Raw genomic sequence first — 23,419 nt, 5'->3', positions numbered from 1 at the left:
CTACTCTGTTCAGGAATGCAGCCTTGCCCACTCCTCGGACTAAATATCCGTCACTGCCATTTAATATATATAGAAAAAGACAGTGTCATCACTGTCCTCAGTCATCCGTTATGAAGTAAACCATGACTTCCGTCATGTTAAATCGATATGTACGCTGCTTGAAGCAATTGTTCACACGACATTGTGCCTGATTGCATAAATCGCTAACTGCGTCCGGTCGCGAAGTTCCAGCTTATCCATGACCTGACTGACGTGATTTTTTACCGTGCCGATAGATAAACCCAATTCGAGGGCGATCTCGCGATTACTGCGACCTTCACCGATCAGTCGGATGATCGATAATTCTCGTGGCGTTATGGAAGGATCCACACTTATCTGTTTCTTCTCCTCAAGAAGTCTCGGAATGACTTTCGCCGCAACATGCTCCTGCAATGACAATCCGCCGTTCAAACAACTGCGAATGGAACGGATTAACGCATCCGGTTCCGCCTCTTTCAGCATATAGCCGCTAGCTCCGCTTCGCAATGCGTCCACCGCGTATTGATCATCGTTAAATGTGGTAAGGATTAGCACTTTGGTCTGCGGCCACCGAGCGCGGATGATACGAGCCGCTTCAAGTCCATCCATCTCCGGCATGCGGATGTCGAGGACAACCACATCGTATATATGCGATTCGCACAAGGCAATTGCCTCTCTACCGTTACAAGCTTCACCGGATACTTTCATTTCCGCGTCGCTCTCAATCATCATCCTCAACCCTTGACGAACCATGGACTGATCTTCTGCAAGCAATATGCGTATCATAGATTTCTCTCCTTATCATGGTTTCGACATGTTCAGTGTTCCACGTATGATAAACTGGCTGTCGAATTGTGCAATCTCCAATTGGCCGCCAGCTCCCTCCATCCGCTCGCGCATAGACTTTAATCCGAACCCTTCGGCATATGCCCCTCTGCTTCGGTTGCAGGGGTTCGTAACCTCAAAACGGAACAAACCGCCGCCTGGTGCTTCAAACAAGATATGCACTTCACGCGCACTTCCATGCTTCATCGCGTTAGTCATCGCTTCCTGGACTGCCCGGTATACGGCGATTGATTGCTTGTTGTGGAGCGGAGCCGTTAACGCACCATGCCGCGCGGTCAGGGTTACTCGTATCAGACTTTCGGATTCCAGTCGACGCAACAACCCCATGATCGCAGGTAGCCCGCCTGTTTCCTGTTGCTTTAGCGATCTGACCGCGTCCCTGGTGTCCTCCAGGCTTTCATTGGCCAATACTTTGAGTCCTTGCATAACTTCAGCCGTGCGATCGTCGCTCTGCATCCGGTGCATCTCCAATTGCATTAAGAGTGCCGTTAACTTATGTCCGACTGAATCATGAATATCCCGCCCGACCTGTGCCCGCTCCTCTTGGCGAGCATGCTGTTCTTCCGTGATGAGACGACGTTTCATATTACGATATTCGCTGAGAAGCGTTTCATTGCGAGCCGTGGTTTCTTCATACCGTGATGCGATGAATTTAAACAGAGTTAGCGCGAATCCGAGCATAAGCGAGTATACTCCGACGTACAGCCAAGGGAACCCTGTTAAACCTAACATGCCGGGCAGCATCGCCCCCATCGTGAGTACAACGCCAATCATAGCGGCATAGACTGGCGATAGTCGATAAACCGCTTTTCCTGCAAGAATGGAATATACAAGCAGTGCGTAAGGATTCAGATCACTCGAGCTCGATGGCCAAAGCGATATGATGGAACAGATCGAGGCGACCAATATAGTGACAAATAGCATAGCGGGACTCCCCCGGAATAATGGTACGATAAAGAAAGCTGCGAAGAAGGCAGCGCTGCTGCCAAGCCTCCAAGGCAGCTCACCTGGACTCGCACCACCCACCTCAGGAAGAAATGCACAGAGCCAACTAGCCATTAGAAATACGAGCCATATCCAGAATAAACGCACTCCCGTCGCCCTCACCTTCCGTAATCTTGCTCATTATTACCATCATATCATAAGAAGGAATAGGCAACTTATGAACCAGTGAAAATGGAAATGATTTTAGCCATAACATAATTTGTGAATTTATGTACATCCCCATTAATTCCTTGTCATTACTGGGCTTAGTCGCTCTCTTTAATCGAGATTCCACATAAAAAACAGCCCGAACTTGTGACGAAACTGGTAACTCTCGTGAATGTTTGAACAATGTATGAACTGCCTTAAAACCGCGTCACTACAATGATCTGCCTCACAATCGAACAACTTTGTAACAAATTGCACACATAAAGTTACGCACATCGTCATGAATATGGATTTAACTGTTATTTATGTTATCTTATGTGTTTTGCAAAGCGATTCGGAAATTTCTACTATAGAGGTGTCAAGTACACGGAATCGAAACAAGCCGTTTCAAGGAAAGGGGTACATCATGAACAGAAGAGGGCCGTTATTTGCAATTCTTATGAGCTTCACATTGCTTTTATCGGGCTGCAGCTCACTCACCGTATTAGATCCGAAAGGACCGGCTGCCAGAACCCTATCCGATACAATCATTTTCTCCATTCTAATGATGGTCGGGATATTAGTTGTCGTTTATGCGCTTTACATCTTCATGCTCACCAAGTACCGAGCCAGGAAATCCAACGAGGGTTATGAGCCTCCACACGAGGAAGGCAGTAAATGGCTGGAGATTCTATGGACGGCGATCCCGATTGTTATTGTCGCCATTCTTTCGGTCGTGACGGTCAAGACCACGGTGGCGGTAGAGAATGTTCCTGCCGGCTATGAGGATCAAAAGCCGCTCGTTATTTATGCTTCTTCTTCCAACTGGAAATGGCACTTTAGCTATCCGGAAGAAGGCATCGAAACCGTCAATTACGTGAATATTCCGACAAACCGCCCGATCGAGTTTAATCTTTACTCCTTCGGTACCATCTCAAGCTTCTGGATTCCTCAACTGCACGGTCAGAAGTACGCGATGAGCGATATGATCACGAAGCTGAACATGGTCGCAGAAGAGTCCGCATCGATGATGGGACGTAACGCGAACTTTAACGGTGAGGGATTTGCACATATGGAGTTCGAAGCACTCTCCATGCCGCCAGCTGAGTTTGAGAAGTGGGTCAAGGATGTCAAAGAGACAGCCCCGCCACTTACGGAGGAAGAATTCAATAAACTGCTGGACACCGCACATGTCGGCAGAATGAGCTTCTCGAATCATCATTTGGATTTCAGTCCTCCACCTGAAGAAGGTCATCATCATGGCGGTAGCAGCAACGAAGACCATGAGGAACATCAGGAGCATTACCCGGACCCGTCAACTACGGAAGAGTCGGAATTGGACAGCGAGACGAACGTGAATCCGAACGAGCCGCTGCCAAACTCCCCTGCCGAGGAGAGCCCGGCCCATGAACACGATGGACATTAAATGGGAGACCGCACACATCAGTGAATGCTCAATCCCGATCTATTTCATACATCCAGAAAGGAGCTAGGCCTTTATGAAATGGGACGAATTTTTCGTTACCGGCGATCCGTTGATCTACGGCGCCATGGTAAGTATCGTTCTCGTCTCGCTCGCGATTCTCTTCGGGTTAACTTACTACAAGAAGTGGGGTTATCTCTGGCGGGAATGGTTGACGACCGTTGATCATAAGAAAATCGGTGTCATGTACGTCATCGCGGCCTTGATTATGTTATTCCGCGGCGGTGTCGATGCACTGATGATGCGTGCACAAACAGCAGCCCCTGAAATGGAGTTTCTAACAGGGCAGCACTATAATGAGGTATTTACGACGCATGGCGTCATCATGATCCTGTTTATGGCGATGCCATTTATCTTCGGTCTGATGAATGTCATCATTCCGCTGCAGATTGGCGCGCGCGACGTCGCATTCCCTAAATTAAACGCGATCAGCTTCTGGCTTTTCTTTGCCGGTGCCATGCTGTTCAACATTTCATTTGTTATCGGAGGTTCGCCGGACGCAGGCTGGTCTGCCTACTTCCCGCTGGCTAGCATTGAATTTAGTCCGACCGTCGGTAACAACTACTACTCGCTGTCGCTTCAGATATCCGGTATAGGTACTCTTCTCACCGGTCTGAACTTCATTGTCACGATCCTGAAGATGCGTGCGCCGGGCATGACCTTGATGCGTATGCCGATGTTCACTTGGTCGATTCTGATCACGTGCGTCATCATCATTTTTGCCTTCCCGGTGCTTACGATTGCCCTGCTGCTTATGATGTTTGACCGCGTGTTCGGCTCGCAGTTCTTCACGATGACGAACGGCGGGATGGATATGCTCTGGGCCAACCTGTTCTGGGTATGGGGACACCCCGAAGTATACATCGTCGTGTTGCCAGCGTTCGGCATATTCAGTGAGATCATATCGACCTTCGCCAGAAAGAATCTGTACGGGTATACGTCGATGGTCATGAGTATGCTCGTCATTTCAGCGCTTTCCTTCTTGGTATGGGCTCACCATTTCTACACGATGGGTCAAGGCGCTATGGTCAACGGTTTCTTCTCCATCACTACGATGGCGATCGCTGTGCCAACAGGAGTCAAGATATTTAACTGGCTATTCACGCTCCATAAAGGCCGAATAAGTTTCACCACACCGATGCTCTACTCCCTGGCATTCATCCCGATCTTTACGATCGGCGGCGTGACGGGGGTTATGCTTGCGATGGCTAGTGCGGACTACCAGTACCATAATACGATGTTCCTGGTTGCGCATTTCCACTACGTCCTGATTCCAGGCGTTGTGTTCGGTGTCATTGCCGGATTCCATTACTGGTTCCCGAAAGTATTCGGTTTCCGTCTGAACGAGAAGCTCGGCAAGCTGGCTTTCTGGTTCATCGCGATCTCGTTCAACGTTACCTTCTTCCCGATGTTCTTCCTCGCTGATGGGAATGACGCGTCGTACGTACACCTATTCGGAAGAGACCGGCTTCGGGCCGCTCAATATGTTATCCATGGTCGGTGCCGTAGGTCTCGCTATCGGTTTCGTTATTCTGGTATACAATATCTATTGGAGTACCCGCTACGAGCCGCGAGACAAGACGGGAGATCCTTGGGATGCTCGTTCGCTTGAATGGGCGACGCCAAGTCCGGTGCCTGTATACAACTTTGCGGTAACACCTACAATCAAGGGCCGTGACGCCTTCTGGTTCTCCAAGAAGAACAAAGAACCGCTCATGGATGATAAGATCAAGAAGATTCATATGCCTAGCAATTCCGGCAAACCGTTTATTCTAGGTATCGCCTTCTTCTTCCTTGGCTTCTTCCTCGTCTTCAGTTGGTGGACGCCATCCATTATTGCAGGGATCGCCGTTCTGCTCGTCTTGGCATCCATGTCCTTTGATCGAGATGACGGCTATTACATTCCGGTCGAAGAAGTCGTTCAGACAGAACAAAAATTGCGGGGTGATACGGTATGAAAATAGATGCCACTCAGCCGCTTGAATACGGAACCGAGGAGAACCGCAATCGCATCTTTGGCTTCTGGCTCTTCCTCGGAGCGGAAATCGCGCTATTCGCCACATTGTTTACGGTCTACTTCGTACTCGTAAACCGCTTTGCCAGCGGTCCAAGTGGACCAGAAGTATTCGAGATCGCGCCTGTGCTCGTGGAGACATTCTTGCTCTTAACGAGCAGCTTCACCATCGGACTTGCCATCCATGCGATGCGGCTTGGTCTGAAGAAGCAGATGATGATCTTTATGATCATTACCCTGCTGCTTGGCGCAGGATTCCTGGCCGTTGAAATTTATGAGTTCTTTACCTATGTTCATGAAGGGCTGACACTCTCCACCAGCGCATTCGCATCCAGTTTGTTCACGCTTCTGGGTACGCATGGTGCTCACGTTGCCTTCGGTCTACTGTGGGGAATTGCCATCTTGATTCAGCTCAAGCGTCACGGGCTCGATCATAAGACTGCCAATAAATCGTTTATCTTTTCACTTTACTGGCACTTCCTGGACGTGGTGTGGATCTTCATCTTCAGCTTTGTATATCTGAAAGGACTGATGTGACATGTTGAAACAACTGTTTCCGATCAAGCACGTTGCAGGCTATATATCGTCCCTCGTCCTTTCGGCTGTTGCACTCGTTGTTCTGCTGGATATGCCCTCCGCGGCCAAAATGGGCATACTGTTAGTTACCGCCATAATTCAGGCTGCCGTACAGCTTGTACTGTTTATGCATATAGGCGAGGCAGAGGATAAGAAGTCGGTATATATCAACATTGCATTTGCACTGTTTGTAGGTCTGGTTACCATCTTTGGAACGCTATTCATCTTCGTATGGGGATGGTACGCCTAATACGTTTATGATCAAAAAGCCAACCGTATAACATAAATAGGGTCATCCCCCACGTCTGAATTTCATTCAGGCATGGGAGATGACCCTTTCTTTATTGCTGGCCCATCATGTTCAAATCACTTATTGGTAGATATCGTGTCTAACATACGATCCAGTTCCGTTTGGATACGGCTCGTAATGGTCTGTTCATCCCCGATGATCCAGGCGTGGCTGACCGGGGCATCCGTCTTAGAATGAAGATGCTGCTGTTGAATGGCATCAACGTATTTCGTCAGTGCACGGGGTACCCCATCGCGCTCCGTGAATAGCAGCGGAGCATGTTGTCCCATATGAGACAGCGGGGCGGCCGCGATTGATAACGCAGGCGCATCTGGCGTAGAGAAGGAGAAACTATACCCTGCACTCTGCATTCCCCAGCCAAAATCCGTATCTGCATCGTGGTACTGGGCGAACTGGATTGCATTGTCATAAGGGTCCTCTGCCGAGATTCGTTTGACGTTTCCGTATGGTCTCAGCATCTTCTCTACATCAGCGCTGACCACTTTCTCAGGACCAAGGATGTAGATATTCGCCCGCCCCTGCCGTTTCTCCAGAGCTTCCACCGTGGCAGTTGGAATCTCATGTGCACTTACATATAACAATGCCTCCGGGTTATGAGAAATCCAACTAATCGCCGGTAAAGTGTACTCTGCCCGGTCCAGGGAACCTATAATAACGGAACTCGACACGGTGCCTGTGACTGCTATTGAATACTCATCAATGGCCGCAGCTGCTCTCGCAGGATCCTCGGCAGTGATCGCATCGACTTTGTAGTCTAGTCCGCTTAGATCCTTCTTCACAGCATCAGATATGGGGCCAACCGTAATAATATCGATTCCTTTGTTGTTCTGGGACCCTTTGGGTTTCAATCGTCTTAGCTCTTCAAGTGTCTCCCTTGGTATTCCCTCTTCTTCAACATACAGGAGTGGACCCAGCGTATGCTGTAATAAATCTGTACTTGCTGCCGCAATCGCCCACGAACGGCTGTCCACCAGAATGACGCAGTCTGGGCGACTATGCGCGTTGTCAGATGGCCACAACGTTTTGGATGTTAGTATGGCTGCACGAACAGGATTAGAAGTATTTAGTCGAACCGTATTCTTCGTGGCCGACCATGGAACAGCGACGTCTTTAAGCAACTCTTTACTATGAACGGCTGAGGGAATAGTCGGCCCGGAATAGTTCTGAGTCTGGCTCCATGCCAGAATGCCCGCTGTGAGAAGTGCAAGCCCGAAGCCGGCAAGCATTTTCTTCACCCTGCTCATCCGATACACCTCCGATTATCGATTCCATCTGGTTTATCTATCCCCCCTACCTTTCCCCAAATTCTTCCTTCTTATCCCCTTTAAGTCCGCTCTAACCATCATACATGCATAAAAAAGAAGCGGCATATGCCGCTTCCTCGATTTCTACTTATGCAGATAGGACAATTATACTTCCTGTACAGGTCTTGGCCCTTTGGTAGCCTTCACTTCATACATATCATGAGTCGAGCTGACGATATGATCCGGTTGCGGTTTGCCCCGATTATCTCGATGTCCCTGAATATGAGCAGGACTTGTCTCCCACCGCTTCCAGGCTTCCTTGGACTCCCAGCGAATCATGACAATAACCTCTTCCGTTTCGTCACTACGCTTGGCGTTCTTTACAAGCACACTGAGATCAATAAAACCTTCGATCTCCTCGATCGGACCCGGCTGGCTGAACCGTTCTACTACGAGATGGGACGTACCGGTCTTTACGATGATCGTCTTCGTTTCGATTAACATGTAAATAAACACTCCTTTTACAATCTATGAAAACACCTATTTACATACTAAGTGATAATCATTATCATTGCAAACAAAAAAGGATCAACAGACTTATGGTCTGCTGATCCCTTGTATCAGGAGCGCACGGATGTGTGCTGCATCGCATGACATGTCCCGCAATCCTCTTGCAAATAAAATAATGAGGTGAAGCCAGCTTTTTTCAGCTTGCGTGCCGCCAGATACCCTTCTGAACGCCGAGGTGTCACAATCACAACATGATCCTTCGGGTCCAGCTCCATCTGCCACACGTAAGACAAGCGCCCCAGCGATATATTGATGCTCCCCTGCTTCGGGTCCGGCGTGAATTCCGACACATCACGCACATCAAGCATCTTAAGTTCCGGGCAAGCATCCTGAGCCTGATGAAGTTCGCTGCACTTCATCTGCTGCAGCCCTGAGAGCGGCACGTAACGACGGTACAATACAATCAATAAGCCACATATAACCAAAGCAGATGCAAACAGCACGCTACATGTCTCCTATCTAAGTTCGTTTAAGGAATCAAACCTTCATCTAGCGAGTACGGGTAAACTTCGTATCTCTACCCCTACGGGTATATACTAGGGGCATAATTACAAAATGTCAACCCGTGAATTGTTATGGTTAATCACGCTCACGGACTCCGTTTGGGCAACATCTTCACATACTCGTCAGACAACCTCATGAGCTGCAAGATATACTCGTAATCCGACCGATATGATGAGATATCCTCCACCGGCTGCATGGTTTCCAATGATACAGCCGTACCGTCTTCGAACCCGTCCCCCGGTACGAACAGAATATCATCGTTGAAGAATGATCCCGTTGGCAAATAATATCGCATGCCGATAAGGTTATGATCGATATTCAGCAGGTCTTGACCGAATGCCGTGAACTCCTCCTGCTCTAAAGAGATGCCCAGCAGGTTCGCGATCGTCGGCAATATGTCTACCTGTCCGCCGACTCTTTCAACGACCAGGCTTTCTTCGATGCCTGGCACATGCATAATCAGTGGGATATTAAACCGGCTGATCTGTTCATGATAAGGAATCTTAAGGCTTGAAGAAATCATCTCTGCATTAGCCTCGACTGGATTAATGCCGAAATGATCACCATATACGACCAGCAGCGTGTTGTCCCACAATCCGTTCTCTTTCAATGCATCGATCAACTTACCCAGAGCATAATCGGAATAATTAACGGATTGGAGATAATGGCCAAGGTGGGTTCCCTCTAGCTCTGCGGGCACTGTCATCTTGGCAAATTCCTCCTTCACGTGAAAGGGGGAATGATTGGATACGGTAATATAATGGGCATACACCGATTGATCTTGCTCATCCAATTCAAGCAGATGCTCCATACCGACACGGAACAGTTCTTCATCGGATGGTCCGAACTCGTTATATTGATCGTTGTTAAAATACGGCTTATCGTAATACTTCTGAAAATCCAGCGCCGGGTAGAGCTTGCTGCGATCCCAGAACTTCACGTCATTGACATGATAGGTGCTCGTAAAATAATCCATCTGATTCAGCAATCGCGGCAAGCCTGGCAGCTCCCGGCTGCCAAATCCGGTAGACATCGCTGTTGCCCCTGTAGGATAGATCGATGTATTTACGGCGAACTCTGCATCGGACGTGTTCCCTTGACCAATCTGCTGAAAGATATGCGGGAAATACAATCCTTCCTCCACCAATTGATTCATGACCGGAGTCAACTCTTGACCGCTTACGGATAGACCGATCGGGAAATTCTGCAACGATTCCATCTGGACGATCAGCACATGACTGCCTGCAGCCACCCCGTGATATTTATCTCTGGCTGATCCTTGCTCCACGTATGAATACGTATCTTGCAGGGCTCTGACCCGTTCCTTCGTCTCCTGCAGGTTCCCCTCAGCAATCGCACGATTCTCCTGTGAATTACGCAGCACCGTAGCCACTTGATAATTCAAGTATCCCATCTGCTCTGCGCGAGCGATCTCGTTATCGATCCCCCACTCTTTACGAATGATCAATCCGGAGGCCGCAACGGAGACCACGAGCACAATCAACATCGACAGCTTCCATGTCCGTGCTGTTCTCCATGAGGTACGCGAATACGAATGTAAAGTGCCGAAATGCAGACCTCTGCGTGAACGAGAACGAATCTTGAGTACGAGCCAAACGACCAGCATGATGACCAAATCAACGAAGAACAGAAAATGCTCTGGTTCAATTAATGCGACGATACTTGCCTTTACCTGATTGACTTGTCCGATTCCCGCCAACGTGGTATACGTCGGAATCGAACCGAAATGCACATTATAAACCGCCGATGCAAACATCATTAGCGACAAGATGAGATTAACACATCCATACACTAGCTTCTTCCCTTTATGAGGCAGGCACAACTCCAGTAAACTAAACAATACCGCCAAGGAAAGCGCGTCAGTAAACACCTTGGCCCAGGCTATACCGTTAAAGAGAAAATATCTTAACAGCATCAGCTTAAGCAACAATATAAAAAATAGCGGCAGTACGATCCTTAGTCTCTGCCCCAAGGTTCTCTCCATCCTTCATTCCCTCTTTTTGTAAAATGTCTTGGTATCGCAAACCTCATTATAACAGGATTGGATTACTCAATCTATTCCAGCGAAAAACCTGACGCCCATTCCTTGCCATCCGGGTCAACTGTCCAACGCATGAGACTCCTTCATGACGTAAGATAGAGCATCCCAATCAAAAGGCTGGAGGGTTAGCTCATGAAGATGGTTGTAACCGGCGGAGCAGGCTTCATCGGATCTCACCTGGTGAACGGACTCATTAATCAAGGGTACGAGGTCCATGTTATCGATAACCTGACAACCGGAGATCCAGGTCGCCTTCACAACGAAGCGATTTTACATGTAACCGATATAAACAGTCCGCAAACTTCGGCCAACATTTCCATGTTAAAGCCGGACGTTGTATTTCACTTGGCTGCCCAGGCGGAAGTGCAGTTATCGATCAAAGAACCTCGCAAGGATGTTGACGCTAACGTCATGGGCACCTTAAACATATTGGAAGCCTGTCGCAAGACCGGTGTTCGCAAATTGATCTTCGCCTCCACCTCCGGCGTTTACGGTAACTTGGAGAAACCTGAGCTCACCGAGTCCGATCCGGTTGACCCGATCTCATTCTATGCTTTATCCAAATGGGCCGCGGAGCGTTACATTCAGATGTATCAGCGACTGTTCGGGCTCTCCTATACCATCCTCCGATATGGTAACGTGTATGGTCCTGAACAAACCGCCAAAGGCGAGGGCGGTGTAGTAGCTATCCTCGGCAAAAAATTGCAGGAAGGAGCTTCGTTTCAAATCTTTGGCGATGGCACACAAACCCGCGATTTCATCTATGTGAAGGATGTTGTCGAAGCCAATATCGCCTCCATCCATAACGGTGACCAAGAAGTACTGCATGTTAGCACTGGGCGAAGCCAATCAATCAACACCCTCGTTCAACTTGTGCGTCAGGAGCATGCTGAAGAAATCATGGTCGAATATATGCCTGCAAAGAACGGTGATATCCTGCACAGCTGTCTGAATAACGGCAAGACCCGCAGCATACTCCCTTGGGTTCCAACTTACACGCTCGAAGAAGGCGTAGCGCAGACCTATCGGCATTGGATGCGTGAAGTCTGATAAGCATGAACAAATAGAGTGTCTCACAAGAAACAGCCTTCTCTCGCTATTCGCGAGAGAAGGCTGTTTCTTTATGGGGACGCCGAGATTTTATATATTTTGCAACATCCCCACAAAATTCATCGCATAGGTATGCGGATTGAAATTCTGCTCCACATGATGCTTCGCCGTGTTACGGATAATTTCACGCTGTTTATGATTAAACATCATGTCGAGAGCCTCATTCACGGCATGCTGAATATCACCCAGCACGTAGAATTTACCAGTAGCATCGTGATACACCGAAGTCGAGACACCATCCGAATTCGTGGTCAGCACCGGACAACGGCAGCTCATAGCCTCTAGCACGGCATACGGGGCTCCCTCTACCTTAGAGGTACAGCACAGCAAGCCGCCAGAATCACCAATCACGGAATAGTAATACGGCATGTCGGCATTAGGAATGTTGGAACGAATCGTCAATACACTTGAGAGTTCAAGTTCCTCAATCATGGTATAGAACTGCTCCCGCTCTTGTGGTTGGCTCAATTGGATATCCTCAAACATCCACATTTGTAATCCCGGAACATGCTCCCGCAATCGATGACCGATCTGCAGAAACTCCCGCCAGTTCTTGTTGTCTTCAATTCTGCCAAGCCAAGCGATGACAGGACTCGAAGGAGGTTGGTGACATTGATAGGTAAATTGCTGACTGTCGAAGCAGTTGTTGAAATTAAACTGCGGTTTATGCGGATACAGCTCCTGAAACAGGACTGCGATATGCGGAGTATTCGGATTTAATAATCCGGCAGCATATCGATTGATGTAGGGAGCCGCTTCCCTAAGCTGGGCTAAGGCGACATGCTTGGGACCGTAGCCTTGAATCTCAAGAATCATCTTGCCTTTGAAACCAAGCATTCGAAAACGGGCAAAGCTTGCATGATCCGTCGTAACCACAATCACATCATATTGATGCAGATCCAGTACATGCTTAATCTCAATATCGTTTTTTGTAACATAGATCGGATAGTCAGCGGCATTTTGCATGCCTGCACCCCATGCATAGTACAAGCAATGAGCCTCGATTCCTGCAAGACGAAGCGCACGGCATCGCTGTCTGTTCAATGTCTCGACCCCACCGCTCGGTACATAATATACGAACAGCACTTTCATGTCGTAACTCTCCTTTTACTCCAAAGTTTGAAAATCCGCTTGTGAATACATTGCAACAATCTGACCTTGATTCTTGGCGTGGAGGGTAATCAAGGTGGTATAGGAATAATTGATATTCGTAACGAGCAATAGACTGAAAGGTTGATTATGATTCGTAATATTGGGGATGACCGAAGTTAACCCGGGCGCAACATGAACAAGGCCAACGTGATAAACTCCATGCGGACTATAGCCGTGTATTAATACATCGAATTCATCCGGGCCGGCGTTCGTAATCACTAAATCAACCGCTTGAATATATCTTGCATCGATCTGACCGTACTCCGCGGCATCCAAACGAAAGATGGACATGTCTTTCCCTCCTGGCTATGGCAGTTTCACTAATATCAGGGTATGTCAAGAATCCAAGGCCGGTAAGGGCACATCCATAGGGCAATCATCCATTTGTAAGGCTCATCGTCATTCGGTCCAAGCCGCAGCATGCCAATACGCATTAAATATTACGTGGAATATTTCTTTCGACTGAAAGGTTCGGTGGTGATCGATGTTAATGTTGCCGGATATTAAAGGACCCTATCATGCGATATTCAGCCTCGGAAACAACTGCCTGCCAGGCATTGAACTGAGAGAGCATGGCTTGCGCAAATTTGCAGGTCCCATCGATTGGATGGGTACTCCGGTCTTGCCACAGATTTCAAGAATGCTGCGCAACCGATTTCAAGGCATGTTGGTCTATCCCAATCTGCAAGCCGTCAATGAGACCGCAGAAGGAATGTATAACGTCTGGGATAAAGAATATGATCTTTTTTTGAATCATGACTTCCATATGCACAGTAACTCTCCCCCCCATTTTCCGGCTTATCCGGATATCAAGGCAAAATATGACCGCAGGATTGCTAGATTCCTGGCAACCCTAGCAAGCGGGGGGAGAATTCTGTTCATTCGCACGGATTCGAACCGTGATGAAGTACAAGAGCTAGTTGATTCTTTGAAGCAGATATGTGTTGGTCCATTTCATGTCCTCGTTGTTAATCATGCACACGTTCAAGAGATTGAGATGATCTTGGACTGGAATATCGATCAGGTCTGTGCCATCAAGATGCCAGATCGCGATATTTGGATCAGTAACCGCTTCCGCTGGACTTTCGTGTTGCAAGGCATGTATCTCGTATGAATGCATACACAGACGCTTAGCATGAATAACGCGTAAGACGAAGCAGCGGTGCAGGAAACCTCCTGCACCGCTGCTTCGATTTGGTATTTGTTAAATGTTGGTCACAGCTTCATCAGGCAATTTATACTCCTTCGGAAGGGACTCCAGAATTCGATTCCACACCGCATAATCAACGAGGATATCCGGATTGGATATCTGTCTGACAAAAATACGGTTGTATAAGTCGCTCATTACAGTGAATGTGGGCTGGTTCATTGGTTGTCACACGCTCCTTACATCGATGATTTTTGAGCGATCGCTCCGTAGTACACGTTAAGAATACGCTCCACCATGAGATCCATCGACCAGTGCTCCCTTGCATATCGCTGAGCGTTCAGCCCCAGGAAGGCGCGATAATCGTCTTTTTCCAATAGAACTCTCAAATGCTCAGCCGTGCTGTAAATATTATCTACTGGCGAGATTAATCCGGTACGCCCGTGGGTCACCATTTCCGGTAACCCCCCTGCTGTCGTTACAACGGAAGGCAGCCCGGCCATTTGGGCTTCCATGACAGAGAAAGGCTGATTATCCTGGATGCAGGTGTGTACGAATATGTCGGCCTGCGACAATAATCCCGGCACGTTATTCTGCTCACCCAGGAAGAACACATCGTATTGCAAGGATGCTCTTACCGTCTGCTGCTCCAGCGCCCCCCGCATTTCACCGTCTCCAACGATCCAACACACCCAGTCACTGCGCATTTGCTTCAATATGGCTAACGCATCGAGCAAGATATGAACACCTTTCAGATAGACCAGCCTCGCCGGACAGATGATGACTTTCTTCCCTGCCGGTCGACGCAGCTGCGTCCCTTGATGGTACTTAGCATCAAACGATGCGGGATCCAGCCCGTATTGAAATACCGTGATCCGATGATCAGGAACCCCGCATTCGGTCATGAGTAAGTTCTTGGACCATTGATTAGCTGCGATAGTCAGATCCGATGCCATCGCTGCATGATATTCAAGCGCAGGAAAGTACCGCCATGCCGGACTGCCCTCTGTGACCCCCTTCTCTGGGTGATTGCGAAAGTGATCCATCATCTCCCGTGCAATCGATCCATGAACATGGGAGACCAGTGGAGTTCGCCTCGGTTTTACCCGGCTTAAGGAGCGGGTCGAGAAGCTATCCTGCGTATGGATGATATCATACGTTTCCAACCCGAAATATGCTGCGGCCAATTCCATGCAGTAACGCTCCAGCTCATAATGTTTGATCACAAAGTGCTGATTCATCTGTTGCCGCTTGGGCATTAAGCTTAGCCTCAAACATAGGTAACAAAGCTTCCTTTGATAATGAGATCCCTTTATTCACAATATGGATTTTACTGTAATCCGGACTATTACCGAGCATATCAACCTCATGTCCAAGCAACTCCAGTCGTTGCCCAAGCTGCTGCATAAAATTCCAGACCCCACCCACATGAGGGACTAACCAATGTGTTGCCAGTAGTATTTTCATGGTATCCCCCATCAAAAGCCAGTGAGCCGGGCCATATGTTCCAGCACGTGGCGATAGTTATTCTTGACCATCTGATATTCCTGGGCAATCTTCGCTTTATGGCGGACCGTCCCCATCTGTGAATGAACTCGGTACATGGTGAGCATATCCGGTAAGAAGCCAAACGTCGCGCCATGCATTAACAAGCGAATCCACATATCAAAGTCGTGGGTATACGGTAATTGCGAATTAAACAGCCCAACCTGATGCAGCAATTCTTTTTTGGCAATGACCGTACAGCCGTTAATCGGATTCGAGTATAACAATTGACGGGCTAGATCAGCCCGATTGGCCATCGGAATGCCTTCATATGGATGTGTAACTCGGTTATGCTCATCAATAATGGAAAAGCCAGTGTAGCTGACATCAAGATTTCGACTCCGCATAAAAGCGATCTGACGCTCAATCTTCTGCAAAGTAAAACGATCATCTGAACTTAGCCAAGCGATATATTCCCCTGACGCATGATAGATGCCATGATTCAAGGCGCTCGCCGTACCTCCGTTACTTTTGCCCAAGTAGTATATTCTGTTCGTGAATGGTGCGATCAGGTGGGTATTTTGCGTGGATCCGTCATCAACCACAATAATCTCTACCGCTGGATATGATTGATGAACCGCACTTTCCAGAGCTTGCTGTATATATTGACAGTTATAGAATGGTATGACTATCGTAACCGTCGGGATCATCCTCTGGACTCCTCCTTCTACCTATAGACTGGATTCGTGTTCTAAAATCACATGAATGGTTAGTACACCATATGCATTCGAGACTCCATACGAGCGGACCCCTGTCCCCTGACAAATGACCAATTCAATACAGATGAAACGCAAAAAAAGCTGTTCACGCCGGTTGTTCTCTCCGGGTTAACAGCTTGTCCATTCAGCATCAACACACTTTAGATCATCTATGGTTTCAGAATGACTTTAATGCAGCCTTCTTTCCGTTCATTGAACAACTCGTACCCACGCACAGCTTCCTCCAAGGGAATCCGGTGCGTGATGATATCCGAAGGATCCAACTTACCCTTCTTCAGCATTTTATACAGCCGGGGAATATAGTGGCTTACGGGCGTTATCCCCATTTTCAACGAGATGTTTCGCTTAAACAGATCCCTAGCGGGAACTGATTATAAAACAGCCCATATAGCCCCGTTAATTGAATCGTTCCATATTTGCGCACCATTCGTGTTGCCATTCGGAACGCCCCTAACGATCCTCCCTGGAGCTGAAGCATACTGCCAATCTTCTCAAGCCCGCTGCGTTTAGCGTCCAGGCCGACACAATCAATGACGACATCCGCACCGCCTTTGGTCAGCTGGATGACCTCCTCCTCCAACGCATTGATTTTACCGAAGTTGAAGGTTTCTACCCGGTTGGTTCGCTTGGCATGTTCTAGCCGATATTCTACATGATCTATGGCTATAACCCGGTCAGCGCCTGCGAGCCAAGCAAACTTTTGTGTCAACAACCCAATCGGCCCGCATCCCAGTACGATCACCGTATCGCCTGGCTTTACGCCGGCATTCTCCACGCTCCATAACGCAGTGGGCAGAGCATCAGATAACAGCAACAATGATTCATCTTCCAGCTCTGCATCCTCAGGAATCACGAATGGCATAAAGTTCCCATAGGGTACTCGCAACAGTTCGGCTTGTGCCCCTTGAAACCCACCATAAGAATCGCTATACCCGAAATAACCTCCGGTTTCCTTCGCTTCATTGGCATAATCGCATTGACTCTCCATCTGATTCTGACAGTACAGACATTTGCCACAGGCGATTACGAATGGAATAATAACGCGATCCCCCACTTTGACCCGGGTAACCTCAGGTCCCTTATCGACAACGACCCCCATCGGCTCATGCCCGATGATATAATCTTCTTTCAGCTGTCTTAGATCGCCGTTGTATAGGTGCAGGTCCGAACCGCAAATAGCGGTTGTCGTAACCCGGATCAGAATATCGTCACTATGTCTCAGCACAGCGTCCGTCATATTTTTCACTCGAATTCGATGACGCCCCTGATAGGTAACTGCTCTCATACAAGGAAACTCCTTTTTGTTGCCATCCTCGACCCACTTCATGGCGATATGATCACAGTGTATGCTGAATCAGCCATATCTACTCTAAACCTGGTCAGATTATCGATCAACCTGATACCTTAGGCTGAATATCCATCGGTTGTTCCTTCGATCGTCCCTTACGCAAGAACAAGATCAGGCCTAGCATAACCAGTGCGCCTCCTGCTGCCTGCAAACTATTCATGGACTCATTCAGCAGCAGAAATGCGAGCAGACTTGCACCTACAGGCTCTCCGAGCACGCTCATGGATACGGTTGAAGCTGAGGCATATTTCATCAACCAATTAAATAACAAATGTCCAAAAACCGTCGGAATAACAGCCAATAAGGCAAATATCCCCCATTCTCTCGCGGAATATCCCGTCAACGGTATTTGCAACATCATGTTGTATAGCGCTAAGATCAGGGCTGCTACCGCAAATACAAGCCAACTATACAGAAGTGAAGGTAAACGTCTCAATAACATCTGTCCTAGCAGCATATGGGCAGCCACGGCTACCGTGCCGAGCAATGACATGAGGTCTCCGGTCATATGGCCTTCAGCTCCGTCCAGCCCGGTACTTCCGATCAGCAGAAATACACCTATAAAAGCAATTGCCATCCCTCCCATTGCGGCGAGTGTCGTTCTTTCCTTAAACCAGAAGTAAGCGCCCATCATTACGAACACCGGCTGCAGAGCCAGGATAATGGTCGAACTGGCCACGCTGGTCCACTGAAGCGATCCCATCCAGAGCAAGAAATGCAGGGCAAGCATCGTTCCTGACAAGATTAATAGCCATACTTCATGGCGACGAATAGTCTTGATTACAGGCCGATACCTTACAATGAATGGCAACATGAACAAGAACGTGATAACAAGCCGGTACATGGCCTGAATCGATACCGGGCTCGCGGACCATTTAACGAAGATGGAGGAGAATGAAATTGCGATAATGCCGATAAATAAGGGAATAGCTACAGGTATAGGTGCGCGCTCAGCATTCATGATGATTTAATCATTCACCTTTCGTGTTATATTAGAGAGAATCGAAGAAAATTAACCATGTTCATAAAGGAAAACAACAAATGAAGAAAAAAGAACCGCGCAGCAAAATGACGCCTCCCAAATTTCTGGCGCTCGGATTTGCTGGCATTACTCTAATTGGTACCATCCTGCTGAAGCTGCCGATTGCTACGGCTGATGGCAGCTCCACACCGCTTATCGACGCCCTGTTCACGGCAGTCTCGGCGATCAGCGTCACCGGCTTGACGGTTGTCGATACCGGTACCCACTGGTCGGCATTTGGACAAATTGTCATGCTCATGCTGGTTCAATTGGGCGGACTCGGGTTTATGACCTCCGCAACCTGGATCGCTCTGATGTTCAATCGCAGAATCTCCCTCAAAGAGCGGATCATTCTGCAGGAAGCGATGGGCCAGTATCAAATTCAAGGCATTGTCGATTTGATTCGCAAGGTTCTCGTATATACCCTCGTTATTGAAGGAACAGGCGCCTTACTCCTGACGTTCAGATTCTCTGCGATTATGCCACTGTCCGAGGCAGCTTATCTAGGTATATTTCAGAGCATCTCCATATTCAATAATGCCGGCTTTGATCTGTTCGGCCGTATACATGGCCCTTTCTCTGGCTTTGCTACCTACGTAGCAGATCCGTTTGTCAACATCGTATTGATGGCCCTTATATTTCTTGGCGGCATCGGCTTCATTGTCATTTTTGATCTGCTGGAATATCCCAAGTCCAAGAAGTTATCACTGCATTCCAAAGTGGTCTTGACCGTCAGCTCGTTACTAATCGTCATCGGAGCCTTGATGATACTGGTGCTGGAGCACAGTAATCCGCGAACGCTCGGTCCGCTGTCTTATCCTGTGAAGATTATGGCATCCATCTTCCAGTCGATTACACCAAGATCAGGCGGTGTCAGCACGATCAACATTGAGGGTTTGGAGCAATCGTCCCAATTCTTCATGATTCTGCTGATGTTCATCGGTGCGGCACCTGGCTCCACTGGCGGCGGAATCAAAGTAACCACCTTTGCGGTACTCATTGGCGCTGTGGTTACGATGGTTCAGGGCAAAAAGGACGTGGTGCTGTTTCGCAACCGGATATCGCAATCCTTGGTGTATCGTTCCATCACATTGACGATTCTATCGCTGCTGTTGTTAGTCGGTGCCTCCATGTTCCTGTCCATCACCGAATCCGGCGAATTCCTGGCCATTCTGTTCGAAGCCGTATCCGCCTTCGGTACTGCCGGGCTGTCCATGGGATTGACCAATGATCTTACCGAGATCGGCAAAATCACGATTTCCATCATGATGTTTCTCGGTCGGCTCGGCCCCTTGACGCTTGCCTATGCACTTAGCCGCAAGAGTTATAAAGAGCTCTATCGTCATCCTGAAGGCAGAATTACGATTGGTTAATCGCAGGCGGCTATAACACTCAAACGTAGAAACAAACCGTACCCTCATGTCCTAAAAGGGTACGGTTTGTTATATGTGTATGGATCGTTCGCTATGTACTGAACTCGCTGGCATCTATCGCAGCATCCAACAGGTCATCAAACAATTCATTATCCGACTCCATTCGCTCGTCGATCTGCAGAAATTGCTCTTCTTGCCCAGCTCGCCAGCAAAGCTCAGACTATAATCCCAATCTCGCCCGTTCTTGCTAAGAAAGGTAATCTCATACGGGGATGAATGACCATCTATAGTAAATACGGTATAGCCTACGAATTGATCATCATCTCGCTTCATATCCGCACGCTCAATCCGGATTTCCGACACATTCTCACACTCCTTCTCACGTTATGCACCTATAGTATATCACTTTTGCGTTTAACTGATTATTGTTTTTCATATGTGATGTGATCTAGTATAATATGGTGGAACGATAATAGCATTGGAGGTTACCAAATGTCTGATTTCAATACATCACTGGACAAATATGCCGAACTGGCAGTAAGAGTTGGTGTCAACATACAAGAAGGACAAACCCTGCTGGTTCATGCCCCTGTAGAAGCAGCCGCATTCACTCGTCTGATTGCTGCCAAGGCTTATGAGGCAGGTGCCCGCCTTGTGAAGATTTTTTGGAACGACGAGACCATTACAAGACTTCAATTCGAGAAGGCTTCTGATGACGTCTTTACAGAAGCTCCGAAGTGGTATGCCGGAGAAGTTACCGAGTTTGTTGAGAACGGCGCCGCAGTCCTACATATCCTCGCCGAGAATCCAGATCTCCTGAGCGGGATTGATTCCGAGCGAATCGGTAATTTCTATAAGACCCGCGGGGAGGCACTTAAACAATATCGTGCTTATCAGCAGTCCGACAAGTTCAGCTGGTGCCTAATTGCCGTTCCATCTCCGGCTTGGGCGGCCAAGGTCTTCCCAGATGCACCAGTAGATGAGCAGGTCAGCAAGCTATGGGACGCGATTTTCCACACGGTTCGTGTCGACCAGGAAGATCCGGTGGCCGGCTGGAACCAGCACCTTGAAGTACTCGATGCCAAATCCGCTGTTCTGAACGCCAAGAAGTACAAGAAACTTCATTACATTGCCCCAGGCACGGATCTGACGATCGAATTGCCGAAAGGTCACATCTGGGCACAAGGCGACAGCATAAACGAGCGTGGACATTCCTTTGTTGCCAATATGCCAACCGAAGAGGTCTTCACGGCACCACTCAAAACCGGTGTTAACGGTACCGTTGCCAGCACCAAGCCGCTGAGCTATGCCGGCAACATCATTGACAACTTCTCCCTCACCTTCGAGAATGGTAAAGTGGTCAGCTTCACGGCGGAGACCGGTTATCAATCGCTGGAGCGTCTGCTCAATATGGACGAAGGTGCTCGCTATCTTGGCGAAGTTGCTCTTGTCCCACATCAATCTCCAATCTCTGAGTCGAATATCCTGTACTACAATACGTTATTCGATGAGAATGCTTCTAACCATTTTGCACTTGGCAGTGCGTATGCCTTCTGCTTGGAAGGCGGCAAAGAGATGAATCAGGAGCAGCTGATAGAAAGCGGCCTCAATACGAGCGTGACCCATGTCGACTTCATGATCGGTTCCGGTGAGATGGATATCTACGGCATCACGGCCGACGGCAAGCAGGAGCCTGTATTCCTCAAAGGAAACTGGGCATTCTAAAGATCAACCACAACAGCTCTCAGATCCAGAACCGTGGATTTGAGGGCTTTTTCACTCTCAATAATTGACCTGAGGTTGATTTACAAACGAGAAAATTATGCGATAATCAAAGGTAGCATTTCGGTAACGAGCAAAGAAAGAGTGAATATATGAATTGGAGGATCATACATGCTAAGCTTTGAACAGAAAATGGAACGCTACGCTGAGCTTGCCGTCAAAGTCGGCGCCAATGTCCAACCAGGACAGACGTTAGTCGTCAATGCCATGATCGAGGCTGCTTCGCTTGTGCGTCTTATCGTTAAGCACGCTTATCAAGCAGGCGCTAAGCTCGTTAAGGTTAATTATAGCGATGAAGTGGTTACTCGAATCCGGTACGATCTCGCCCCGGAAGAATCGTTCACAGAACCGCCAACCTACTTTGCGAACGAAGTCACCGAATTGGCCGAGCAAGGCGCCGCCTTTATTACCATTCTATCGTCTAATCCGGATCTGATGAAGGGCGTGGATCCAGAACGCATCTCTACCTATCAGCGTACATACGGCGCAGCTATGTCCAGATATCGTCAATATCAACAAGCTGACAAGATGAGCTGGAACGGTATCGCCTTTGCTTCTCCGGACTGGGCGGCCAAGGTATTCCCTGATGTGCCGAAAGAGCAGCAGGTCGCCAAGATGTGGGATGCCATCTTCCATGCCGTTCGGGCCGATTTGGAAGATCCGATCGGTGCTTGGGAGGATCATATCGATACATTGCAGCGCAAATCCGATGAACTGAATCACAAGAAGTACCATAAACTTCGCTTCACTTCAACAGGTACCGATCTGACGATTGAACTGCCTGAAGGTCATATTTGGGCCCAAGCCGGCAGCTATAATGAAAAAGGTGAGCGGTTCGTTGCCAACATTCCGACCGAGGAAGTGTTTACTGCCCCGTTAAAGACCGGAGTGAACGGTACTGTACGCAGCACCAAGCCGCTGAGCTACGGCGGCAACATCATCGATAACTTCTCGCTGACCTTTGAGAACGGACGGATTGTGAAATTCTCAGCCGAACAAGGTGAGGATACCTTGTCTCGACTAATCTCCATGGATGAGGGTTCGCATTATCTTGGAGAAGTCGCGCTCGTGCCCTTCCGTTCGCCGATTTCAGAGAGTGGAATCCTGTACTACAACACGCTGTTTGATGAGAATGCTTCATGCCATCTAGCCATCGGTAGCGCCTATGCCTTCAACCTTGAAGGCGGCAAAACTATGAAACCCGAAGAGCTTCAAGCCCGCGGCATGAACTCAAGCATTACTCACGTCGATTTTATGATGGGTTCCAAGGAGCTGAACATCATCGGTATTACCCATGATGGCAAGGAAGAGCCTGTCTTTATTGATGGGAACTGGGCATAGACACTTCATTGCAATCCCATGACTGACGAATGTACACACTAAGCGCGTGTAGAGGTATGAAAATTTCATACCAATCACGCGCTTGTTCGTTCTTCATCGTACATCTCTTCCTGCCGCCAACCC

The 23,419-nt window shown here is 48.4% G+C and carries 22 protein-coding genes and 2 pseudogenes; 9 read left to right on the top strand and 15 right to left on the bottom strand.

Annotated elements, in window-relative coordinates; translation table 11 throughout:
• Positions 1-171 precede the first annotated feature (171 nt).
• Both JCM10914_RS06730 and JCM10914_RS06725 read right to left on the bottom strand, forming a co-directional pair.
• On the bottom strand, positions 172-804 hold the full coding sequence (locus JCM10914_RS06730; RefSeq protein ID WP_023958849.1) for a response regulator transcription factor: 633 nt from the start codon (positions 802-804) through the stop codon (positions 172-174).
• A 15-nt stretch (positions 805-819) separates the two neighbouring features.
• The gene (locus tag JCM10914_RS06725; RefSeq protein ID WP_023958848.1) at positions 820-1,956 is read right to left on the bottom strand and encodes a sensor histidine kinase; all 1,137 of its coding nucleotides are present in this window, start codon (positions 1,954-1,956) and stop codon (positions 820-822) included.
• A gap of 466 nt (positions 1,957-2,422) precedes the next feature.
• On the opposite strand from JCM10914_RS06725, the gene qoxA reads away from it, so the two are divergent.
• The 4 genes and pseudogenes from qoxA (at position 2,423) to qoxD (ending at position 6,318) form a co-directional block, all read left to right on the top strand.
• Positions 2,423-3,421, top strand: coding sequence for a cytochrome aa3 quinol oxidase subunit II (gene qoxA, locus JCM10914_RS06720; protein WP_023958846.1), 999 nt, complete (start codon positions 2,423-2,425; stop codon positions 3,419-3,421).
• A gap of 73 nt (positions 3,422-3,494) precedes the next feature.
• Positions 3,495-5,436, top strand: a pseudogene (gene qoxB, locus JCM10914_RS06715) (cytochrome aa3 quinol oxidase subunit I).
• Positions 5,433-6,029 (top strand): cytochrome aa3 quinol oxidase subunit III, encoded by a 597-nt coding sequence (gene qoxC, locus JCM10914_RS06710; protein ID WP_023958843.1) that lies wholly within the window; start codon positions 5,433-5,435, stop codon positions 6,027-6,029. Before qoxB ends, qoxC begins: the two are co-directional and overlap by 4 nt.
• A gap of 1 nt (position 6,030) precedes the next feature.
• A complete protein-coding gene (qoxD, locus tag JCM10914_RS06705; protein ID WP_023958842.1) occupies positions 6,031-6,318 on the top strand; it encodes a cytochrome aa3 quinol oxidase subunit IV in 288 nt (95 codons plus the stop codon).
• 116 nt (positions 6,319-6,434) lie between these two features.
• Here the strand turns inward: qoxD and JCM10914_RS06700 are convergent, their stop codons facing one another.
• From JCM10914_RS06700 to JCM10914_RS06685, 4 genes are all read right to left on the bottom strand, one after another.
• Positions 6,435-7,622, bottom strand: coding sequence for a cell wall-binding repeat-containing protein (locus JCM10914_RS06700; protein WP_023958840.1), 1,188 nt, complete (start codon positions 7,620-7,622; stop codon positions 6,435-6,437).
• 165 nt (positions 7,623-7,787) lie between these two features.
• Positions 7,788-8,126: an antibiotic biosynthesis monooxygenase gene (locus JCM10914_RS06695; protein ID WP_023958838.1), complete on the bottom strand. Its 339-nt coding sequence runs from the start codon at positions 8,124-8,126 to the stop codon at positions 7,788-7,790.
• Positions 8,127-8,242: 116 nt separating this feature from the next.
• Positions 8,243-8,635, bottom strand: coding sequence for a rhodanese-like domain-containing protein (locus JCM10914_RS06690; protein ID WP_023958836.1), 393 nt, complete (start codon positions 8,633-8,635; stop codon positions 8,243-8,245).
• Positions 8,636-8,781: 146 nt separating this feature from the next.
• The gene (locus tag JCM10914_RS06685) at positions 8,782-10,701 is read right to left on the bottom strand and encodes an LTA synthase family protein (RefSeq protein ID WP_023958834.1); all 1,920 of its coding nucleotides are present in this window, start codon (positions 10,699-10,701) and stop codon (positions 8,782-8,784) included.
• 189 nt (positions 10,702-10,890) lie between these two features.
• On the opposite strand from JCM10914_RS06685, the gene JCM10914_RS06680 reads away from it, so the two are divergent.
• Positions 10,891-11,808 carry an NAD-dependent epimerase/dehydratase family protein gene (locus JCM10914_RS06680; protein ID WP_023958832.1) on the top strand — a complete coding sequence of 306 codons (918 nt, stop codon included), beginning with the start codon at positions 10,891-10,893 and terminating at the stop codon, positions 11,806-11,808.
• A 90-nt stretch (positions 11,809-11,898) separates the two neighbouring features.
• Here the strand turns inward: JCM10914_RS06680 and JCM10914_RS06675 are convergent, their stop codons facing one another.
• Together JCM10914_RS06675 and JCM10914_RS06670 are read right to left on the bottom strand one after the other, a co-directional pair.
• Entirely contained in the window at positions 11,899-12,960 is a 1,062-nt protein-coding gene (locus JCM10914_RS06675) for a glycosyltransferase family 4 protein (protein ID WP_023958829.1), read from the bottom strand.
• Between the two features lie 15 nt (positions 12,961-12,975).
• Complete coding sequence (locus tag JCM10914_RS06670) at positions 12,976-13,311, bottom strand: hypothetical protein (protein ID WP_023958828.1); 336 nt, start codon at positions 13,309-13,311, stop codon at positions 12,976-12,978.
• Between the two features lie 193 nt (positions 13,312-13,504).
• On the opposite strand from JCM10914_RS06670, the gene JCM10914_RS06665 reads away from it, so the two are divergent.
• A complete protein-coding gene (locus JCM10914_RS06665) occupies positions 13,505-14,134 on the top strand; it encodes a DUF1796 family putative cysteine peptidase (RefSeq protein ID WP_023958826.1) in 630 nt (209 codons plus the stop codon).
• 90 nt (positions 14,135-14,224) lie between these two features.
• On the opposite strand, the gene JCM10914_RS29190 is transcribed toward JCM10914_RS06665, so the two are convergent.
• The 6 genes and pseudogenes from JCM10914_RS29190 to JCM10914_RS06645 form a co-directional block, all read right to left on the bottom strand.
• Positions 14,225-14,389, bottom strand: coding sequence for a hypothetical protein (locus JCM10914_RS29190; protein ID WP_023958824.1), 165 nt, complete (start codon positions 14,387-14,389; stop codon positions 14,225-14,227).
• A gap of 17 nt (positions 14,390-14,406) precedes the next feature.
• Entirely contained in the window at positions 14,407-15,426 is a 1,020-nt protein-coding gene (locus JCM10914_RS06660) for a glycosyltransferase family 4 protein (protein ID WP_023958822.1), read from the bottom strand.
• Positions 15,377-15,634, bottom strand: coding sequence for a hypothetical protein (locus JCM10914_RS29855; RefSeq protein ID WP_231638543.1), 258 nt, complete (start codon positions 15,632-15,634; stop codon positions 15,377-15,379). The genes JCM10914_RS06660 and JCM10914_RS29855 overlap by 50 nt, the downstream gene beginning before the upstream one ends.
• An 11-nt stretch (positions 15,635-15,645) precedes the next feature.
• Positions 15,646-16,362, bottom strand: a complete 717-nt coding sequence (locus tag JCM10914_RS06655; RefSeq protein WP_023958818.1) for a glycosyltransferase — start codon at positions 16,360-16,362, stop codon at positions 15,646-15,648.
• A gap of 218 nt (positions 16,363-16,580) precedes the next feature.
• Positions 16,581-17,716 (bottom strand): annotated as a pseudogene (locus JCM10914_RS06650) (alcohol dehydrogenase catalytic domain-containing protein).
• A 106-nt stretch (positions 17,717-17,822) separates the two neighbouring features.
• Positions 17,823-18,740, bottom strand: coding sequence for a DMT family transporter (locus JCM10914_RS06645; protein ID WP_023958814.1), 918 nt, complete (start codon positions 18,738-18,740; stop codon positions 17,823-17,825).
• A gap of 80 nt (positions 18,741-18,820) precedes the next feature.
• Between JCM10914_RS06645 and JCM10914_RS06640 the strand changes: the two genes are divergently transcribed.
• Positions 18,821-20,173, top strand: a complete 1,353-nt coding sequence (locus tag JCM10914_RS06640) for a TrkH family potassium uptake protein (RefSeq protein ID WP_023958812.1) — start codon at positions 18,821-18,823, stop codon at positions 20,171-20,173.
• A gap of 114 nt (positions 20,174-20,287) precedes the next feature.
• Here the strand turns inward: JCM10914_RS06640 and JCM10914_RS06635 are convergent, their stop codons facing one another.
• On the bottom strand, positions 20,288-20,536 hold the full coding sequence (locus tag JCM10914_RS06635; protein WP_023958810.1) for a hypothetical protein: 249 nt from the start codon (positions 20,534-20,536) through the stop codon (positions 20,288-20,290).
• A 129-nt stretch (positions 20,537-20,665) separates the two neighbouring features.
• Here JCM10914_RS06635 and JCM10914_RS06630 point away from each other — a divergent pair, with 129 nt between their 5' ends.
• Together JCM10914_RS06630 and JCM10914_RS06625 are read left to right on the top strand one after the other, a co-directional pair.
• On the top strand, positions 20,666-21,898 hold the full coding sequence (locus JCM10914_RS06630) for an aminopeptidase (RefSeq protein ID WP_023958808.1): 1,233 nt from the start codon (positions 20,666-20,668) through the stop codon (positions 21,896-21,898).
• A 168-nt stretch (positions 21,899-22,066) separates the two neighbouring features.
• Positions 22,067-23,296 (top strand): aminopeptidase, encoded by a 1,230-nt coding sequence (locus JCM10914_RS06625; RefSeq protein WP_023958806.1) that lies wholly within the window; start codon positions 22,067-22,069, stop codon positions 23,294-23,296.
• Positions 23,297-23,419: the final 123 nt, after the last annotated feature.

The sequence above is a fragment of the Paenibacillus sp. JCM 10914 genome (assembly GCF_001315105.1).
In the GTDB taxonomy this organism is placed as follows: Bacteria; Bacillota; Bacilli; order Paenibacillales; family Paenibacillaceae; genus Paenibacillus_AQ.
Note: the sequence above shows the minus strand (reverse complement) of the source record. Positions and strands in the feature narration are given on the sequence as shown.

What these genes read in the sequence shown, in the direction of transcription:
- JCM10914_RS06730 (WP_023958849.1), bottom strand. Translation starts at nt 804, where the DNA reads ATGATACGCATATTGCTTGCAGAAGATCAGTCCATGGTTCGTCAAGGG.
- qoxA (WP_023958846.1), top strand. Translation starts at nt 2,423, where the DNA reads ATGAACAGAAGAGGGCCGTTATTTGCAATTCTTATGAGCTTCACATTG.
- qoxC (WP_023958843.1), top strand. Translation starts at nt 5,433, where the DNA reads ATGAAAATAGATGCCACTCAGCCGCTTGAATACGGAACCGAGGAGAAC.
- qoxD (WP_023958842.1), top strand. Translation starts at nt 6,031, where the DNA reads ATGTTGAAACAACTGTTTCCGATCAAGCACGTTGCAGGCTATATATCG.
- JCM10914_RS06700 (WP_023958840.1), bottom strand. Translation starts at nt 7,622, where the DNA reads ATGAGCAGGGTGAAGAAAATGCTTGCCGGCTTCGGGCTTGCACTTCTC.
- JCM10914_RS06695 (WP_023958838.1), bottom strand. Translation starts at nt 8,126, where the DNA reads ATGTTAATCGAAACGAAGACGATCATCGTAAAGACCGGTACGTCCCAT.
- JCM10914_RS06685 (WP_023958834.1), bottom strand. Translation starts at nt 10,701, where the DNA reads ATGGAGAGAACCTTGGGGCAGAGACTAAGGATCGTACTGCCGCTATTT.
- JCM10914_RS06680 (WP_023958832.1), top strand. Translation starts at nt 10,891, where the DNA reads ATGAAGATGGTTGTAACCGGCGGAGCAGGCTTCATCGGATCTCACCTG.
- JCM10914_RS06675 (WP_023958829.1), bottom strand. Translation starts at nt 12,960, where the DNA reads ATGAAAGTGCTGTTCGTATATTATGTACCGAGCGGTGGGGTCGAGACA.
- JCM10914_RS06670 (WP_023958828.1), bottom strand. Translation starts at nt 13,311, where the DNA reads ATGTCCATCTTTCGTTTGGATGCCGCGGAGTACGGTCAGATCGATGCA.
- JCM10914_RS06665 (WP_023958826.1), top strand. Translation starts at nt 13,505, where the DNA reads ATGTTAATGTTGCCGGATATTAAAGGACCCTATCATGCGATATTCAGC.
- JCM10914_RS29190 (WP_023958824.1), bottom strand. Translation starts at nt 14,389, where the DNA reads ATGAACCAGCCCACATTCACTGTAATGAGCGACTTATACAACCGTATT.
- JCM10914_RS06660 (WP_023958822.1), bottom strand. Translation starts at nt 15,426, where the DNA reads ATGCCCAAGCGGCAACAGATGAATCAGCACTTTGTGATCAAACATTAT.
- JCM10914_RS29855 (WP_231638543.1), bottom strand. Translation starts at nt 15,634, where the DNA reads ATGAAAATACTACTGGCAACACATTGGTTAGTCCCTCATGTGGGTGGG.
- JCM10914_RS06655 (WP_023958818.1), bottom strand. Translation starts at nt 16,362, where the DNA reads ATGATCCCGACGGTTACGATAGTCATACCATTCTATAACTGTCAATAT.
- JCM10914_RS06645 (WP_023958814.1), bottom strand. Translation starts at nt 18,740, where the DNA reads ATGAATGCTGAGCGCGCACCTATACCTGTAGCTATTCCCTTATTTATC.
- JCM10914_RS06640 (WP_023958812.1), top strand. Translation starts at nt 18,821, where the DNA reads ATGAAGAAAAAAGAACCGCGCAGCAAAATGACGCCTCCCAAATTTCTG.
- JCM10914_RS06630 (WP_023958808.1), top strand. Translation starts at nt 20,666, where the DNA reads ATGTCTGATTTCAATACATCACTGGACAAATATGCCGAACTGGCAGTA.
- JCM10914_RS06625 (WP_023958806.1), top strand. Translation starts at nt 22,067, where the DNA reads ATGCTAAGCTTTGAACAGAAAATGGAACGCTACGCTGAGCTTGCCGTC.